The organism is Cardinium endosymbiont cEper1 of Encarsia pergandiella, from assembly GCF_000304455.1.
Classification (GTDB): Bacteria; Bacteroidota; Bacteroidia; order Cytophagales; family Amoebophilaceae; genus Cardinium.
In genome coordinates this window covers 535,795-553,272 of the sequence record NC_018605.1, presented here as the reverse complement: position 1 = coordinate 553,272, position 17,478 = coordinate 535,795, and the positions used below count along the sequence as shown (strand labels likewise).

Annotated in this window: 13 protein-coding genes and 3 pseudogenes; 7 read left to right on the top strand and 9 right to left on the bottom strand. The window is 34.5% G+C overall.

Annotated elements, in window-relative coordinates; all coding sequences use genetic code 11:
- Window positions 1-99: 99 nt before the first annotated feature.
- The 3 genes and pseudogenes from AL022_RS02450 (at window position 100) to htpG (ending at window position 4,535) form a co-directional block, all read left to right on the top strand.
- The gene (locus AL022_RS02450) at window positions 100-1,194 is read left to right on the top strand and encodes a hypothetical protein (RefSeq protein WP_148269043.1); all 1,095 of its coding nucleotides are present in this window, start codon (window positions 100-102) and stop codon (window positions 1,192-1,194) included.
- 179 nt (window positions 1,195-1,373) lie between these two features.
- A pseudogene (locus AL022_RS04265) lies at window positions 1,374-2,000 on the top strand (IS6 family transposase).
- A gap of 717 nt (window positions 2,001-2,717) precedes the next feature.
- Entirely contained in the window at window positions 2,718-4,535 is a 1,818-nt protein-coding gene (gene htpG, locus AL022_RS02440) for a molecular chaperone HtpG (protein ID WP_014934681.1), read from the top strand.
- Window positions 4,536-4,888: 353 nt separating this feature from the next.
- Here htpG and AL022_RS02435 read toward each other — a convergent pair whose 3' ends face one another.
- On the bottom strand, window positions 4,889-5,356 hold the full coding sequence (locus AL022_RS02435) for a deoxycytidylate deaminase (RefSeq protein WP_014934680.1): 468 nt from the start codon (window positions 5,354-5,356) through the stop codon (window positions 4,889-4,891).
- A gap of 388 nt (window positions 5,357-5,744) precedes the next feature.
- Between AL022_RS02435 and AL022_RS02430 the strand changes: the two genes are divergently transcribed.
- Window positions 5,745-6,518, top strand: a complete 774-nt coding sequence (locus AL022_RS02430) for a glycoside hydrolase family 25 protein (RefSeq protein WP_014934679.1) — start codon at window positions 5,745-5,747, stop codon at window positions 6,516-6,518.
- Between the two features lie 52 nt (window positions 6,519-6,570).
- Window positions 6,571-7,657 (top strand): annotated as a pseudogene (locus AL022_RS02425) (IS481 family transposase).
- A 182-nt stretch (window positions 7,658-7,839) separates the two neighbouring features.
- Here the strand turns inward: AL022_RS02425 and AL022_RS04675 are convergent.
- The 6 genes from AL022_RS04675 to AL022_RS02405 all read right to left on the bottom strand — a co-directional run bounded on the left by AL022_RS04675 (window position 7,840) and on the right by AL022_RS02405 (window position 11,530).
- On the bottom strand, window positions 7,840-7,965 hold the full coding sequence (locus tag AL022_RS04675) for a hypothetical protein (RefSeq protein WP_014934675.1): 126 nt from the start codon (window positions 7,963-7,965) through the stop codon (window positions 7,840-7,842).
- 98 nt (window positions 7,966-8,063) lie between these two features.
- On the bottom strand, window positions 8,064-8,258 hold the full coding sequence (locus AL022_RS02420) for a hypothetical protein (RefSeq protein ID WP_014934674.1): 195 nt from the start codon (window positions 8,256-8,258) through the stop codon (window positions 8,064-8,066).
- Window positions 8,259-8,354: 96 nt separating this feature from the next.
- On the bottom strand, window positions 8,355-8,531 hold the full coding sequence (locus AL022_RS04505) for a hypothetical protein (RefSeq protein ID WP_014934673.1): 177 nt from the start codon (window positions 8,529-8,531) through the stop codon (window positions 8,355-8,357).
- Between the two features lie 145 nt (window positions 8,532-8,676).
- Entirely contained in the window at window positions 8,677-10,626 is a 1,950-nt protein-coding gene (gyrB, locus tag AL022_RS02415) for a DNA topoisomerase (ATP-hydrolyzing) subunit B (RefSeq protein ID WP_014934671.1), read from the bottom strand.
- A 72-nt stretch (window positions 10,627-10,698) separates the two neighbouring features.
- Window positions 10,699-11,157 carry a Smr/MutS family protein gene (locus AL022_RS02410; RefSeq protein ID WP_014934670.1) on the bottom strand — a complete coding sequence of 153 codons (459 nt, stop codon included), beginning with the start codon at window positions 11,155-11,157 and terminating at the stop codon, window positions 10,699-10,701.
- 19 nt (window positions 11,158-11,176) lie between these two features.
- Window positions 11,177-11,530, bottom strand: coding sequence for a DUF4296 domain-containing protein (locus AL022_RS02405; protein WP_014934669.1), 354 nt, complete (start codon window positions 11,528-11,530; stop codon window positions 11,177-11,179).
- A 301-nt stretch (window positions 11,531-11,831) separates the two neighbouring features.
- Between AL022_RS02405 and AL022_RS02400 the strand changes: the two genes are divergently transcribed.
- On the top strand, window positions 11,832-12,728 hold the full coding sequence (locus tag AL022_RS02400) for a DUF3822 family protein (protein WP_014934668.1): 897 nt from the start codon (window positions 11,832-11,834) through the stop codon (window positions 12,726-12,728).
- A gap of 592 nt (window positions 12,729-13,320) precedes the next feature.
- Window positions 13,321-14,284, top strand: a pseudogene (locus AL022_RS04260) (IS5 family transposase).
- 896 nt (window positions 14,285-15,180) lie between these two features.
- On the opposite strand, the gene AL022_RS02380 reads toward AL022_RS04260, so the two are convergent.
- Together AL022_RS02380 and AL022_RS02375 are read right to left on the bottom strand one after the other, a co-directional pair.
- Complete coding sequence (locus tag AL022_RS02380) at window positions 15,181-16,797, bottom strand: ArnT family glycosyltransferase (RefSeq protein ID WP_041546104.1); 1,617 nt, start codon at window positions 16,795-16,797, stop codon at window positions 15,181-15,183.
- The gene (locus tag AL022_RS02375; protein ID WP_014934662.1) at window positions 16,769-17,476 is read right to left on the bottom strand and encodes a phosphatase PAP2 family protein; all 708 of its coding nucleotides are present in this window, start codon (window positions 17,474-17,476) and stop codon (window positions 16,769-16,771) included. The genes AL022_RS02380 and AL022_RS02375 overlap by 29 nt, the downstream gene beginning before the upstream one ends.
- Between the last annotated feature and the right edge of the window lie 2 nt (window positions 17,477-17,478).

The window sequence follows — 17,478 nt, the reverse complement described above, 5'->3', positions numbered from 1 at the left end:
AAATCATTTTTAATGCAACCTATCGTACCATACTCTATCAAAAAATACCTTTATTGGGTGGTAGCTTACACATTGGCCAACTGTCAGCAATACCATCGAATGGAAATGGGAGGCTATTTAACCCGACAAAGACAACCCAATCCAAATCATTCCGCAACAGTGGTCCTTTTGCCTGAACCTTTGCCTAAATTTGTACTGGTGTTGTTACATGGTCTTAACATGGATGCCTCTGAAAATGATAAGATCAAGGAAGTAGCAGCGAAAGTATTTAGAGAAGATATTTTAATCATTCAGCCAAAATGTAGAGAAGGGCTAAAATCAGCCTATCTATCCATTGAGACGCAAAGCAAACAAGTTGCTGAAGAAATAAAAAGAACAATACGTAATACCTATCCGCAATATGCTGAAGAAGCACTTCAGGATTTACAGATCAGTATATTTGGCTATAGCCAGGGTGGATTAGTTGGTTGTATATTGGCAGCCAACTATAGTAATGAGCTTAACATTACTGCTGTAATTACTGCTCATGCACCGCTGTGTGGCACAGAAGCACTTGACAATAAGGTAGCTGATGTAAAGGCGTTTACAACAAAGGCAAAACCAGGATTAAATGCTATAGGCCATCCGGACACCTCACAAGTCAATATGCAGTTAGCCGCTTGGTTACTCAACGGGTTTTGCATCAACAAATTTACTAAATTTTTGTTCAAAGGGTTAAGCGATATGCGTAGCAATAGTACATGCATTGCACATATTAAAAAATTCATACGTGAAAATAAGAACGACAAAGAAACCCACCATATCCCTATACTCCTTATAGGCGGTTATCTTTCTAATCTATGTGAATATTTCGATTATGAAGAAGCCCATGAAAGGCAAGTACAGCAACTGAATGAACATTATGCATTATTGGCTACTCAAGACAAGCATGGTGCACACGACATACTGATCTCCATAAAAAGTCAATTATGTAGAGGACCTAGCTTTGAAAATATTTCGAATTCTGGTAATGACCCTGTTTATGCCAAGAATATAGCAACCCATATTGCTAAGGATCAACTCCATTGTTGGAATCTAATGCTGATGTTATCTGACTATAAAGTGCAATATGGTACAACGCTATTTCAAAACAAAAAAGCCATAGCTTTGATAATAGAATTTTTAACTAAACACAATTTGACAAATGGTTCGTAATACAGTAGACTGAAAAATTAGGACAAAAAAAATGGTTCTGTCGCGTTTGTTTTAAGGGATCCGGTTATTTTAGTAATTTTAGTTAAAAATTGACTAAAATGTTTAGTATTACACCAAAATTATTTCCATATTTTAAAGGATTTTGTTCTTCACAGGAGTTAATCTTGTGATTTGTCTACATGAAATGTCGTTTTTCTTTAAGCTATAGAGACTTGGAAGAGATGATGCGTATGAGAGGCGCAAAGATTGATCATGCTACTTTACAAAGGTGGGTCATTAAGTTTATTCCCCTTATAGATCAAGAAGTAAGAAAAAGAAAACGCCCAGTTGGTAGTAGCTGGAGAATGGATGAAACTTACGTCAGACTAAATGGTAAGTAGATTTATTTATATAGAGCAGTAGATCGTTATGGAGATACAGTTGATTTTTTTCTAAGTGAACGTAGAGACAAGTCTACAGCTCTTTCTTTTTTTCGTAAGGCTATCAAAGATAATAACACTCCATCCAAAGTGGTAGTTGACAAAAACGGTAGCAATAAATCTGCACTTGATACTTTAAATACAGAAATAGATCAAGATCATAAGATTCAAATATTTCAAAACAAATACTTAAATAATAGAGTCNAACAAGATCACAGGTTTATCAAAAAACGGATAAANCCTATGTTGGGATTTAAGNGTTTCCATTCGGCTAACATTACCATTACAGGAATAGAAAATATTAGAATNATTCAAAAANGACAACTAATCGGATCTAAAAAACAAGCATCTACTTTTGAGAACTTTGCTAAACTTATGGCCGCATAATATCCAAAATTCAAAACAAGGGAGAGAATTATACAAAATTAAATACAGATGCGACAGCACCAAAGAGTATAACCTACTATAGAGATGGTATGATTTATATAATCAAGATTTTATTTTAAAAATCAAAAAAAGGGTAGCGGATATTGATAAATGATTCTGTCATATAGAGTTATATTTATACATAAATTATATAATATATAACGTAACGGGTCTTTCTATAAGATTGTGTAAAATGTTTTTTTATTATTAACGTCAATGCTGGATTAGAATATTTTTTAATAATGATCTAGAGTAAAGAAATGGTTCAACACTTTAAAATTAGGCACATCCGTTCCTGATTATAGTTTATAATAACCTGAACTTTGGGAAAAAGGAATAGAGCTTATTACCCATATCAAAAAATATATATAAAATGCTTTTATGCCACTATGGGATAAACTATCTAAAAGCCTTATTTTAAATCAAGTGGCATAGTTTTTGTTGGATAATCAACATCCATACTGTTCCAACTATATAGTAAAATATGGATATAAGTTTATGGTTTTGGTCCATACATATGGAATCCCATATGGCAAAACTTGGGCCATCAGCCAATAAATTCATAACCAATATAGTTGCATAAAAGTCTACCCTTTAGATACCTATTGTAAATGGTTGGCCAGGTACCAATATGACAGAATACAGCATAAATACATTTAACTTAAATTAATAGCAAGCATGAATGAAAAAGGAACTATATCGGTACATACTGAACATATCTTTCCAATTATTAAAAAATTTCTTTATTCTGATCAAGACATTTTTTTGAGGGAATTGGTAGCCAATGGTGTAGATGCGGTACAAAAACTTAAAAAGTTAGGGGCTATGGGCCTTTACGAGGGGGCTACCGATAAGCTACAAGTAGAAGTACTACTTGATGCATCGGCCAAAACACTGACCATTAAAGACCATGGATTAGGTATGACAGCTGATGAAATCAAAGAATATATCAACCAAATTGCTTTCTCGGGTGCGACTGCATTTGTAGAAAAATACAAAGACAAAGTAGGAGAAAATCAATTGATTGGTTTTTTTGGATTGGGTTTTTACTCAGCTTTTATGGTAGCTAAAAAAGTTGAAATTATTACAAAATCTTATCAAGTAGGAGTAGGAGCCGAAGCAACCCATTGGAGCTGTGATGGTAGCACCAATTTTGAAATATATTCTACTGAAAAAAGTGAAGTAGGTACAGAAGTAATTTTGCATCTTGCAGAAGATTCGGAAGAATTTTTGAAGCCAGAACGTATTCAAGCTATTTTAGATAAACATTGTCGCTTTTTACCCATAGAAATCGTATTTGATCAAAAGGTGATCAATGATCCCATGCCACTATGGACCAAACGGCCAGCAGATTTACAATCTGAAGACTATCTTAAATTTTATAAAGAGCTCTATCCTTTTGCAGAAGATCCACTTTTTTGGATCCATTTAAGTATTGACTATCCATTTACTTTAACAGGTATACTCTATTTTCCTAAAGTAGCCAACTACTTTGAGCAAAAAGAAACCATTCAACTTTATGCAAGACAAGTGTTTATTACCAATGATGTAAAAGAAGTTATTCCTGACTTTTTACGGTTGTTACATGGTATTATCGATTCACCAGATATACCGCTAAATGTATCTAGAAGCGCGCTACAAGCAGATGGTAATGTAAAAAAAATTAATACATACATTGCTAAAAAGGTAGCCGAGAAGTTAGAAGCTCTTTTTCAACAAGATCGTAAAGGGTATGAAGCTAAATGGAATGATATCTCCCTTTTTATCAAGTATGGTATGATAACCGATCCTAAATTTGATGAAAGGATACGAGAAATAGTTCTCTTGCAAAACACAACTGGCCATTACTATACGATAGCTGAATACAAAGATGCAATGGCTAAAAATCAAACTGATAAAAATGAAAATTTGGTTTTGCTCTATACAACAGACCCTAAAAAACATGCTGTCTACGTACAATCAGCACAACAAAAGGGATATGATGTATTGGTCCTAAATAGCCCCATTGACACCAACTTTATCAATTTTGTGGAATATAAACTTGATAAAGTCAAACTCAAAGCAATTGACACCGATACCATCGGTAACCTAATTGAAAAAGAAGAGGTCACGGAACATAGGCTTACAAAAGAAGAAAGTGAAAGCTTACAGTCTATTTATGAAAAAACGATTGGTGCAGAACAAACTACTTGGAAGGTCGCATCTATGCTACCAGAGGAGTTGCCTGTGGCTTTTATTACTTCGGAGCATTTGAAGCGTATGACCCAATTTGCACAAGGAGATGAAGCGAAACAAAAGCATTTTCGCTCTATGCATGTAGCCATTAACGGGAACCATCCTTTGGCAAAAAAAATCTTGGCTACTACTGACCAAACTGTTCAAAAAGCACTGGTAAAACAGAGCTATCAATTGGCCCTACTGGCACAAGGGTTGCTAGAAGGGGAATGGCTAGCTGGGTTTATAAAAAATTACACAAATAAATTATTAGAAGAATAGCTAGATCGATTAATCTTTTCAATGGTAAATATATAGGCCTTTTTTTGTAATGAAATGGCCTATGGGGCCGACATTTATTGCGACCATAGAAGGGCTCATATAAGCCCTTCTATTCTTAACCAGCTAAAAAATTACAACAGGATTCACTTATTTCGCTCCAACATTTTTTTGATTTCAATAAAAAGTATTAAATTTACTATGGCAAGCCGGTACGGCTAGCTCCTACTAAATCCCCCAGGCCTGGAAAGGAACAAGGGTAAAGTGGTTGCAGCAGCGCGATACTCGGCTTGTTTTTTTCATCCGCTCCAACATCCTCGAGCGCCAGTTTTACCAAAGCTTATTAGGGTAATTCATTATATTTTATATGGGTCATATCCCTCTAAGAGGACACCAAATGTATCTAAAAAATTTAATCCCTCTTCATCATCCAAATTTTTATAGGCTGCGTAAGCATCTTTATATATTACCTTTTTAATACCTACACTAAATATCATACGCGCACACGATAGACAAGGCGCAAGAGTTGTATAAAGCACACCATCCCTTACATTGATATGATGGGTTAATGCATAAAGAATAGCATTTTGTTCTGCATGAATGGTCAAAGAACAACTCCCTTTTATATTCCTAGCACAACCTGTTTTAGGCCATATCTCATCGCAATTATAGGTACCTTCTGGAGGACCATTGTATCCTGTGGAAATAATTCGGGTCTCTTTTGTTAATACAACGCCTACCTTTTTTTTAACACAATGGGAGCGTTCCGCCAAGTGCATGGCAAGCGACATAAAAATATGATCGAATGTAGGTCTTTGCGTCATTAATGTTATATACCTGAATGGGTGATGAGCTGGATAAAAAAGTAGCCAACCATAAATCTATCAAAATTAATAGAAATATATCACACTACAGATGATTTTTTTCATAGAACGAGATGAGTGTAATAGATGGATGGTATGATCCTTAATTTGTAATTTTTGACATTATGGGACTAAATGTACCTCTATTTGACTGGATGGATATAAGACGATTATCGAAAAAATCAATAGTAGGAACCGAGAAGCTAAAATGGTTACATAAATTAAAAGCGGTTTTTATACCCTACACTTTAATGATCTATTCCTACAGCCTTAAGATTATTATAAATATTTACTAAATTACTGATTTAAACTTTGTAATATAAACTTAATTTGTTATTCTATTGGAACCATGCAACAACTATTTATTTATTACTATCGTTCTACTGTTTGGGCTAGCGTATTATTTACTTTAACCTTAACCGGATGCAACCATCATCCAAAAAACAATATGATACCTCAACAAAAAATAACAATAGAATATCAAGAAGGAATAGATATATCTCATCATCAAGAAGATATTGACTGGAACGAACTAACCCCTAGTAATAGTAATAAAGTTTTCATTATTGCTAAAGCAACAGAAGATAAAAGCTATCAAGATCCTAAATTTATACAAAACTATAAAAATATATGTAATGCAGGCTTTCAACCTGGTGCTTATCACTTCCTAAGGTTTGGCTCAAGTTCGGCTAAGGATCAAATGAATAATTTTATACGTCAAATACAAGCAGCACAGAAATTAACTGACCAGATTAAATTAGCTAATAATGAACGAATTATAGCGTTAGACGTAGAGGAAAGCAATGGATCAGATTATAGTTTAGTGAGCAGCGTAGTAGAAGAAAGCGTTGGATATCTCAAGGAGATAAACATAACTCCTTTCATATACACAAGACAAAATTTTTGGGATCAACATGTAAAAACCACCCCTGATATAGTTAAAAAGTGTCCACTATGGATTGCTAGATACAGAAGCACACCACCATCATCAAATGAGTTACCAAATGGTTGGCAAGAATGGAAAATATGGCAATATTCTAGTACAGGGTCTGTTCCAGGTATTCAAGGTAATGTAGATCTAAATAAGATGCAATTGCAAAATCAACTACAGTGTAGTAGTTAGGATTTACTCTGACAATTGTTAAATTGTGTTGATATCAATACCGACTATTATTATGAACTTACATCAAAAAATAATTAAACCTAAACTAGGTTTATTAGAGGTAGCCAAAACGTTGGGCAATATCTCATCAGCGTGTCAAAGCATGGGTTATAGCAGAGATAGCTATTATCGTTTTAAGTCCTTATATGAACTAGGTGGTCAGGATGCCCTACATGAGATAAGTCGCAAGAAACCTATATTAGCTAATAGAGTAGATCCTAAGATAGAACAATCAGTATAGATATGGCCATAGATTATCCAGCCTATGGTCAACTTAGGGTATCAAACGAGTTAAATCAGCAAGGTATACTGGTCTCTCCAGGTGGTGTCAGGTCTATCTGGTTACGTAATGATTTAAATAATATAAAAAAACGTCTTAAAGCATTAGAAGCCAAAATGGCTCAAGATGGTCTTGTTTTAACTGAATCCCAGCTAGCCGCATTAGAAAAACGTAAGAATGAACAAGAAGCATTTGGAGAAATAGATACAGAACACCCTGGTTATTTAGGCTGTCAAGATACTTATTATGTTGGTAACTTTAAAGGGATAGGTAAGGTTTATACCCAGGTATTTATAGATAGCTATTCTCGAGTAGCTAATGCAAAACTCTATACTGATAAAACAGCTTTGACAGCTGCTGATATGTTAAATGATAGAGTACTGCCTTGGTATCAAGAACAAAGCATACCCCTCTTGCGCATTCTAACAGATCGTGGCACTGAGTATAAAGGCAAAATAGAGCATCATGCCTTTGAGTTGTTTTTAAGCATAGAAGGTATAGAGCATACGGTTACTAAAGCCTATTCACCGCAAACCAATGGATTTTGTGAGCGTTTTAATAAAACTATGAAACAGGAATTTTTTGATACAGCCATGCGTAAAAAATCTATAGCAATCTAGATGATTTGCAAGAAGATTTAGATTACTGGTTGCATCACTACAATCATGAGCGACCTCATTCTGGAAAATATTGTTACGGAAAAACTCCGATGCAAACTTGGCAGGATAGTAAAAAATTAGTACTTGAAAAAAATAATCAAATCGCGTATCTTAAAAGAATACCTGACAACCTAAACTTAACTGACAACTATATACTATAATTTTTTACTGCCTGTCAGATTAAATCTCAACTACTACAAATCTAAAACTATTTTAGTCTTCTTTACTGAACTGAATTTTTTGACCTTGTTTCTTCCTATTTGATAAACTTCGATTATGAAACAATAAAACTACTAAAATAGGCAACAATTTAAGTCATTTCTTGTCCAGTTTTTTCGGTCCACTATACCTTCCTGAACTGCAAGGAATAAGGGGGGGCTCCAGATTGGGTTGCTTCATCAACTAGCTTTCCTTCTTTGCTTAAAATTTTTATACAGGACGTATGCCCTTTTTTGGCAGCCAAATGCAATGGAATTTGCGCTGATTTGTCTCAGGCGTATACATTGAAACCATTGTCAATTAGAAAGGTTATGAGTTTTGGACATTTGTTTATTTATCGTTTTTTAGCTACCGCAATAGTATACGAACTATTTTGTTTACACAACGCTTCAGTAAGAGTTTGGTTACAATAGATAGGGTAGCCCCTTTTGTTCCCTGATATACCTCTCCCTTAAGTTTAATTTTTTGTCTATTAGACACAACCCACCATACTAAAAGTACCCCTAAAATGGTTCCCAAGTATAACGATAATTTTTTAGACATAAACTATAGGGATTGTTAAGCGTTCTAAAGCAGATAGAGTAGCAAAGCATGGCAATTTTTAGTTGCTTCTATGGTATGCTATAAACCTATGTAAGCTTATCCTTTAATAGTATGGACCGTTTCTTCAGACAATGATTTAATGCAGCCTGATAACTTTTTTGCCTTGCCTTGGATCGCTTTTGTAATTTTCTTCTTAGTATCATCGCAGACTAAAATGCCCAATACAGCACCTAATACCACACCTAATGATAGGCAATACACATTTTTAAACATAACTTACTTTAAATTTAAAGCGTTTAAAACGCTAAATAAAACTAAAACACATATTAAATTTACACACTTTAAGTTAATAAAGCTATAAAAAGATAAAATATTCGACCCTAAGCACAGTATCCATATCATAAAGATGAAACAAAATCTAAATATCCAATTTAGCATATTTGGCATAATGTTCTATAAATTCTCTACGAGGGGGCACTTCATCCCCCATTAACATAGAGAAAAGATGTTCTGCCGCCAATGCAGAGGCTATAGTTACCTGTCTTAGGTTCCGACGTGTTGGATCCATAGTAGTATCCCAAAGTTGGATCTCATTCATCTCGCCCAAACCTTTATAACGCTGGACAAATACCGCATCAACTTTTCCATCTTTAAGGCTAAATTGTGTGACCCATTCTTCTTTTTCTGATTCTGTCCAGCAATAGTGTTCTTCTTTATCTCGTTTCACCAGATAGAGTGGAGGAGAGGCAATATACAGATGTCCTTTCTCTATAATGTCCCGCATGTAGCGGAAGAAAAAAGTTAAAATAAGGGTACGAATGTGGCTACCATCTACATCTGCATCAGTCATAATCACAATTTTGTGGTAACGTAATTTATCTAGATTAATCGCTTGTTCGTTACTATCTGTACCTATCGCTACACCCAGTGCAGTGATCATATTTCTGACTTGCTCATTATCATATATTTTATATGCTTGTGCTTTTTCTACATTCAAAATTTTACCTTTTAAAGGAAGAATGGCTTGGAATCTTCTGTTCCTACCCATTTTAGCAGTACCACCAGCAGAGTCACCCTCTACCAGAAAGAGTTCACAAAGCGTAGGGTCTCGTTCGGAACAGTCTGCTAATTTACCAGGCAAGCTGTTGCTCATTAATACATTTTTGCGTTGTACCATTTCACGTGCTTTCCGGGCAGCTTGGCGGGCTTGAGCGGCTACAATAACTTTGTTAACAATCAGTTTTGCTTCCTTAGGATGTTCTTCTAGGTAGTAATGTAATACTTCAGCTACACAGCTTTCTACAGCACTTTGTACTTCTGCATTCCCTAGTTTGGTTTTTGTTTGTCCTTCAAATTGAGGTTCAGCTACTTTTACAGAAATTACAGCAGTTAGTCCTTCCCGAAAGTCATCTCCAATAATCTCTATTTTGGCTTTTTCTAGTAAGCCAGATTTATCTGCGTAGTTCTTTAAAGTGCGGGTTAAAGCTCTTTTAAATCCAGTTACATGCATACCTCCTTCAATCGTATGAATGTTATTTACATAAGAAACTACTGTTTCAGAATAGCCTGTATTATACGTCATGGCAACCTGTACGCCTATATTATTTTTTTCTCCTTCTATAAGGATGGGCGTGGGCATAATGGAGGTTTTGGTGCGCTCTAGATGGGAAACGAATTCTAGAAGGCCTCCTTCAGAGTAAAAAGTTTGTTGAAAAGGGTTACCTTGTTCGTCTTGTTCACGACGATCTTCTAGTTGCATCTTTAGCCCTACATTTAAATAGGCCAATTCTTGCAGTCTATTAATAATGGTATGTAGGTTATAGACCGTAGTCGTAAAAATAGAACTATCTGGCCTAAAATGAACGGTAGTGCCCCGTAGTGCTGTAGTACCTATTTCTTTAACAGAGTAGCATGGAACGCCTTGTGCATATTCTTGCTTATAAATCTTTCCGTTTCGGTATACGGTAACCGCTAAGTGAGCAGATAGTGCATTTACACAAGAAACCCCTACACCATGCAAACCGCCAGAAATTTTGTAGGTACCTTTATCAAATTTACCACCTGCATGCAGTATGGTCATGACTACCTCCAAAGCTGATTTCTGTTCTTTTAGATGCATGCCAGTGGGAATGCCACGACCATTATCCCATACAGTAATCGCATTGTTTTCGTGTATAATAATCCCAATTTTAGTACAGTGGCCTGCTAAAGACTCATCAATAGAGTTGTCTACTACTTCCCACACAAGATGATGTAATCCCTTTACGCCTACATCCCCAATGTACATGGCAGGACGTTTGCGAACAGCTTCTAGCCCTTCTAAGACTTGGATATTATCTGCTGAATAGTCATTAATAGTAGGGGTCATCTTTAAAAGCTATTTTAATATTTTAGATAAAAAATTTATATGCGAAGATAATAGGTTTAAACGAAAGACACACTATATTTCAACTATAGTCATACCGGCCATACAGTGTACAGGACTTTGTAGGGTTATTCCTTTTACCAAAGGATGGCCGTTTAAGTAATGCCGTACGGCACTACGCAAAATGCCTTTTCCTTGCCCATGGATGATTTTTAATCGACAATGGCCTAATAGCAGTGCATGATTTAGAAATTTTTCTAGTGCACATAGCGCTTGAGCTTTGTTGAAACCATGTAGATCAAGTATTGGATCAGCTGGCATAGATCGTGTGTCTATCGTAAGATTATTTGATAAAGATCTATTTTTTCGAATAGATGATGGAAACGTTACGTTTTCAACAGATTGAAGTGGTAGATAAAAGTGCAATTTCCCAAAGGCAATTAGTACCTTATGTAGATGGATACTTATTACTTGACCTATAGCAGCTTGATTTTTAATGCGTACATAGTTACCAATTGCAATGTTGGAGCACATATATAAAAGAATTTAAAAACTAAATAGAAAGTTCTTTTAAAGCTTGATAAACTTTTCTATAGACTTCAAGTGCCCTTTCTGAAGAATCTTCTAGATAATATTTTGTACTTTGGTTGAAAGATTGTGCGTCTATCTGATATAGTGCTAATATTTTTTTTTGGTTTTCACGACGTAATATAGATATAGTTGCTTCAGGGTAATAGCTATTGCACAACCAACTATTGAGCAATTCCAGATCTCTTATCACATTTACAAAAACCAGTTCATTAACTATAGCCATAGGTGTATGGCTGGTAAAAGCTGTTGTGAAGGGTGCGTTACGGGTCCAGTACAATAGCAATAATGTGAAAAGAATAGTAGCTATTTTTTTCATGCTATAAGCGCGTTTAAGTGATTCATTTTATGTAAAGTTAAGTAAAAACTCCTATATTGGGTACGGTAAAAATTAAATACTTTAGGTTTAGGTGGCCATTTAAAAAAAAGTAACTATTATAGCAACTAAAATTAGGATACTATAGGGAGCCATCCTCCAATCTGTCTATTCCCTAATAGCCAGATAATTTAGATATACTATAACCACAAGTCAAATATAAAGCCACTCGTTAGGAGGTAAATGGGAGCAACTTTATGGCCTATTTTTATGTAGGTAACGATAGCTCATATAAAGATTGATTATGGAAGTCTTCCCAAAAAAAATTCTTGCTGTTGTTCATCCAAGCAAATTCGACTTCGATAAAAGTATCAACTACCATTTGTCTATTAATATAGGTTATGGTTTGATTAAGGTATGTTGTATAGAAAAGACTACTCAAGCATGCTTATTGCTAGGCGTATATGCACTCCCTCTGGATAAAAATCACCCGAGCTACATCAAAAGTTTAGAGCAATTTTATAATCAAGATTTTTTTCTAATTAAAAAAAATTGGTTTTCTGTTACTTTATCTATTGCGAATCAAAAATTTACCCTTATACCTCACTTGCTGCTAAGCAAAAAAGATTTGTGTACCTATATGCACGTTGCTTGTGGTGTCGATCCACATGATGAAGTGATCTCTTTTACCCATGCATTTGCAAAAATGTCAGTTGTGTTTTCAGAAAATGCTTCTGTATTAGATTGGTTTAGAAAACGTTATACTGGTAGCAATTTTCATATTATCCACCAAGCTAATGCTATTATAGAAGGATTTCAAATAGAATGCGCACATAAAGCAGAATTATTTGTCTGGTTGGCAGAGGACTATTTGTACATATTGGTCCATAATAAAAGAAAACTGCTTTATTGTAATCTGTTTGCTTATAAAACATCTCATGACTTGTTAAGCTACCTATCAGCTGTAGTCCAGGTTATGCAATTAGAGCGTACTGCGTGTACATTACTGGTAGGTGGATTGATTGAAAAAAAATCATTGGCTTATGGTCAGTTGAAGGCATATCTTCCAAAGACCACCTTAAAAACAAAAATTGATTTTTTTAAATCAAATCCATATGTTTTTAAAGAAAGTAACACCTCACCTATGTTGTATTTTGATCTAATGAGTAGTGTATTGTGTCATACCCATAGCAAAGTATAGCAATAATTTAAGAGAGAGCTGTTGTCTTTGTTCTTATCCATTTAAGGATAGCGCAAGAAAAATAGCTAAAAGCGCAATAGGTTATTGATATTCCCATCATGATAGCTGTTTAAGTTACAAATGAAAGAAGTACTGACTGATTTATTTATAGGATCTGACATATATTTATTTGGCGTTTTTAAAGCCAGTAACAGCACCAGCTGCCCGTAATAATGCAACTACTGTTTTATGATCTTTGTATGATACTGAATCAAGAGCGGTCTTTTGATTTAAGTGTCGTACGTTTGTATTATAAGATTATCGTAATTAAAGAGCTGGAATAAGGTCGCTCAAGTGCTGGTATTAGATACCGTTTTACACGTTCCGCCCCCAGCTCTTTTCATTTTAAAAACTGAATAGTTGGTTGGCCCTTAGAGCCCGTGTTTGCGACGATAGTTTATAAGATGAGTCAATTTAGTACAAACTTCTAATAATATGAGACCGTTGCAATAGATTTTTAGATTTTAGGATAAAAAAGTAATCTTTAAATTTATTAAAAGTTTAACTTGTATTTATTGTTTAGGTTTTGTAATAAAAATTTTATGATATTATTATGTCAATAAAAGTAAGCGGTCAGTTAAGTTTATCAGATGTTTCAGCTAGTCGCCGCAAATGTACACACACTTTCTTTGATCAAATGCATAAACTGATTAATTGGTCATCGATAGAAAAAGAACTTCGTATTTATTATCCTAAAGGCTTACGTTTGTCAGGCAAGGCTGCCTATAGTCCCTTATTACTTTTTAAAATGCTCTTGCTTGAGCAGTGGTACGGATTAAGTGATTACCAAGTCGAAGAAGAGGTAAATGATCGTATTACTTTTAGCAGGTTTTGTGGTATATCGATGGATAATTCCGTTCCAGATCATAGTGTATTAAGCAGATTTAGGACTGCTCTTACAGAAAAAAAAGCTTTAGATAAGTTATTAAATCTAATTAATAACCAGCTATCTAGTAATGGTGTACTAGTTGAACATGGTGCCGTTATTGACGCCTCTATTACCTCTACTCCTAGACGTCCCAAAGGTAAAAAAGCTATGATTTGCATGAAGATGGCACTATATCCGTATCTGATAGTTATCAAAAAGAGGTAGATCCAGAAGCTAGTTGGACCACAAAAGGTCATAATTTTTATTATGGCTATAAGAGACATGTCCTAGTAGAAAGTAAAGAAGGTTTAGTTCTGGCAGTTAGTACTACGCTGGAAGTAGGCTCTATGGAGATAAAGGCTATAGCGGTTTCCCTAAAGAAACTTTACTAAAGAACAAAAAATTAAAATCAGCTATTCAAAAGAAAGGTAGTAGAAATCATCCCTTATCATCTGCTGCTAAGCAGTTTAATAAATTGGTATCTAAGACGCGCTATAAAGTAGCAAGAGTATTTGGCAGCATTAAGAGGTGGTTCCGTAGTGCAGGAGCTAGATATATAGGACTGGATAAAAGTCATACGCAACATGTTATGGAAGCTATAGCCTATAATTTATATAGGGCTGCTAATATTATTTTAAGAGGTGTTTAGGAGGATGGTATATCCAAAATGAACAAAAATAAACTTAAAAACCAACAAATAATGAATTTTATGGATCCTTAACTGCAAAAACTACAAAAAATAGCACTACAAGCTTAACAAAAATCACAATAACTATCTATAACAACGGTCTCACCACTTTGCATATCTGTAGGATTAAATCTTGATTTCTACAGGATTCGGCGTATTTGAATATATCGGGCTAGTATTATGGGATCTGTTTTCTCTATGATTGCTTTTGTGGAGTTTGAAGATAAATAAATTTATAAAATATTCACCACAGACATCACATTTATACGTTTTTTTACCTTTTATATCTTTAATACAACCGTTACAAAATAATAGGATCTAAATACAATTATAAAACCGACTTAGAAATCCGATAAAAAATTCTTGTACTTTATTTATATAATTCAGCATAATATATAAAAGTTAAGGTTCTGTCGCGTTTATGTTTCATGTTATCTAGATTTTATCACTTGTCTTAAATTTTTGATATTATGCAGCCATAAGTTTAGCAAAGTTCTCAAAAGAGTGTTGTTCGTTTGCTGCATATGTTTAAAAGTGTCTTAAAAACACTTTTAACGACCTTTTTAAGGAAATAGACTTCAAATTTTGTACTTTCTGTTATGATCAAAAATTGTTCTAAACATTAGCACAAAAATTAAATTGCAAGTTTATAGTTTTAAACATATCCAACGTATGTAACAGAATTTATCCGTTTCATAAAGAATATAGTGAACTGAAAAAATAGGACAAATTTTTATATACATTAGTGATCAGTCTATTACTTTATATAGATATAGTACTCGATAAAAACATCCGATTGTTTATCTTTGATGGTTTGTTTCTAATTTTTTTAGGCTATTGCAGCTATTTAGCTAAATCTATGTTTTAGGCAATCGCTTGTAAAATGCGAAACATCCAGAACTTTTTATATAAGTAATATCTAAATAATCTTTTAAAATAGCACTATCTTTTTTATATAAAATAAAAAAACAAGGCTTATCAATAGGGCCTTCTAATAGCCAATTTATGTCAGTTACCCGTAAAATTTTCGGTAAGTCAGCATAGAAAAGAGGGGCAGCTGATTTAAAACCAACGGTAGCAAGATATACATTTTTTCCTTTACAAGCTTTACAAAAATCAACCATGGATTTTTGAGTATAAGCTTCTACTTTAGGTGCTATACGGATCAAGAATAATGCTAATGTACAAATATTGATTAACGCGAAGTTACTTATAAAAGGAATAAAGCGGGATTGTACAAGAAAGTAGTAAGCAGTCGCTATACCTATGGTATAGATAATACCTGGGATGCTATCCCAGTAGTTCCATATAACCGGTACCTGTAGTGCGTCTTTTATAGTTTGATTTTGTACAAGCCTGATCCATAAGGTTTTATGTAACATGATCCATGGCATAAGCGCTAAAGTGCTCCCTATCATTACGCCAATGACTAAAAAAGCCATAGCTGAATGGCTATATTGTCTATTGTAGATCTTTTGGTGCAAAAAATCAGTTGCAAAGAATGTTATAGGGAAATAGGCCATAGCACTATAATGGACGATTTTTGTACCAACTAAGGTGAAAATAACCAATACAACCACTAATAAAGCTTGCATATTGGCTGCAAAGTAACGCTCTTGAATGAATTTTTTTTGTTTTAAAATCAATATAGCAAGTAGCGTACTTGGAAAGCATCCAAAAAAAAGCACTAGATGGTGATAGTACCAAGGTTGGTCATGGGTATAAACTGGTTGATGGTAGAGCAATAGATGGTAATCCCAAAATTTCTTAATAAACGTGCATCCATTAGACCAAATCTCTGGAATAAGCCAACAGGATACCACCGCTGTGGCAATCAATAGTGCGCTAACCAATGATTTGAAGGAAACCACATTGCCCTTAAACCAAGTGTAAGATAATCCTAGCGTGGCCAATGGTATGATCAGGGCCATAGGTCCTTTGGTCAATAGTCCGAAACCTATAGATAATCCTGCACTGCCATACAACCATGGGTTAGATGGCATGATGCTATGAGATAAAAAATAGATCGCCAATAACAAAAAGTAATTAAAAAAAGGATCTATAATGGCTGATTTAAAATAAAAATGAGGCAAAAAAGTAGTTGCGTACAAGCACATCCATAAAAACCCAAACCATTGATCTTTGTATTGCTTACCTATGTAGTATACCGTTGCAAGGGTTAATAGTCCACAGACCAAATTAGGGAAACGGGCGCCTAGCTCATTAATGCCCCAAAAATGCATAGAAACTGCTTGTAGCCAAAAGAAAAAAGGTGGTTTTTCATAGAGTGGTTCAAAATTAAAAGTCACTTGACCATAGTTTCCCGTACGTATCATTTCCCTGGTAATTTCGGCAAAATAGAGTTCATCTAAATCAAATAGATGGATCTCTCTTATACCGAGTGCAAAAATGCACCCAAACCCAACTATAAAATAAAAAACAATGCTATTTTTTAATCGAAAACCGTTTCCCATGGGTGTACAACAAAAAATAGATAGAACGGTCCAACCAACTTGGCCCATTATAATCCATAACAGAGATGTATGCTATTACAGCAGCCATTGTACCAATCCAAGCACCTACATAAACATCTGTATAGAAATGTTGACAAAGATAAATTCTTGAATAGACAACCATTAGGGCTATTCCTAACAAAATTAGACTATATATATTTTTTTTGCTGCTATACAATAGCTGTAGTACAGATATCAAGGAAAAGATGGTAGCAGCATGACCTGAAGGAAAACTAAAATCTATTGGTAGCGATACCCCATCTACTAAGTGTAGCGGTTCATCTACAGGAAGCAAAGCCATAGGTCTTAATGTACCTCTAAAAAAAACACGTTTTAATAATTGTACTACCATAGACATAATGCCAAAACTTCCCGCTATCACAATAGCCTTTCTACAAGTTGCATGTAATAAGGTGACTATACATAGGAAGGATAGATAGGTAATCCCATCACCCAGCCAAGTACAATAAGGCGCTATACAATCTACCATAGGATGGTGCCACTGTTTAAGCAATTTAAAAAACGCAACTTTATCCCATACAAAAAGCGGAAAAATACCGATAACTAATAAGCTAGTAATTAGGTAAAAAAATAAAATATTTTCATGCCAAATTATTTTAATGGTCCTTATCTTTTTCATGC